1 protein-coding gene is annotated in these 937 nt (G+C 70.3%); it reads left to right on the top strand.

The window, feature by feature from the left end; all coding sequences use genetic code 11:
* Nucleotides 1-29 precede the first annotated feature (29 nt).
* Nucleotides 30-937 (top strand): IS5 family transposase gene (locus A2U95_RS21470; RefSeq protein ID WP_166025788.1). Its coding sequence is split into 2 segments (ribosomal slippage): nt 30-375 and nt 375-937, totalling 909 coding nucleotides; the frame shifts between segments, so codons are not numbered across the junction.

Raw genomic sequence — 937 nt, 5'->3', positions numbered from 1 at the left:
CTAGGCCCTGTCTGATAATTGATCTTGTGGTGGGTCGTGGTGAGCTGACGGATGCGGCGTGGGAGCGGATAGCGCCGCTGTTGCCGGGTGTTGACGGGCGGGGTCGTCCGTGGCGGGATCACCGGCAGGTGATCAACGGGGTGCTGTGGCGGTTGCGGACGGGTGCTCCGTGGCGTGACCTGCCGGAACGCTTCGGGCCGTGGCAGACGGTCTATGAGCGGTTCGCCCGCTGGGAGGCGGACGGGACCTGGGCCCGCCTGCTCGAGGAGGTCCAGGTCCGCGACGACTCCGTCGGGGCCGTGGAGTGGACGGTGTCGGTCGACTCCACGATCAACCGGGCCCACCAGCATGCCGCCGGCGCCCGCAAAAAGGGGCGTCGGCGGGGGACGAACTGGAAGATCCGGCACGCGCGGCGGCTGGTCAGGCGCTCGGCCGGTCCCGCGGCGGGCTGACCACGAAGGTCCACCTCGCCTGTGATGGCCGGGGCCTGCCCCTGGCCGTCCTGGTCACGCCCGGCAACGTCAACGACTCCACCGCCTTCGATGCGGTCCTGGACGCGGTGCGAGTGCCCCGGGTCGGCGTCGGGCGGCCGCGTCGCAGACCCGACGCGGTCATCGCCGACAAAGCGTATTCGTCACGGGCGATCCGCCGGACGCTGCGGCGCCGGGGCATCCGGGCGGTGATCCCGGAAAGGGCTGATCAGAAGGCCAACCGGATGCGGCGCGGCCGGGCCGGCGGCAGACCGCCGGCCTTCGACCGCGACCTCTACAAGGCCCGCAACGTCGTCGAACGCTGCTTCAACCGGCTCAAGCAATTCCGCGCCATCGCGACCCGCTTCGACAAACTCGCCGCCCGTTACCGGGCCGGACTCCACCTCGCAGCACTCATCCTCTGGCTCCGTGAGCCCGGACAAGATCATTTGTCAGACAGGTCCTAG

The sequence above is a fragment of the Streptomyces chilikensis genome, from assembly GCF_001642695.1.
In the GTDB taxonomy this organism is placed as follows: domain Bacteria; phylum Actinomycetota; class Actinomycetes; order Streptomycetales; family Streptomycetaceae; genus Streptomyces; species Streptomyces chilikensis.
Note: the sequence above shows the minus strand (reverse complement) of the source record. Positions and strands in the feature narration are given on the sequence as shown.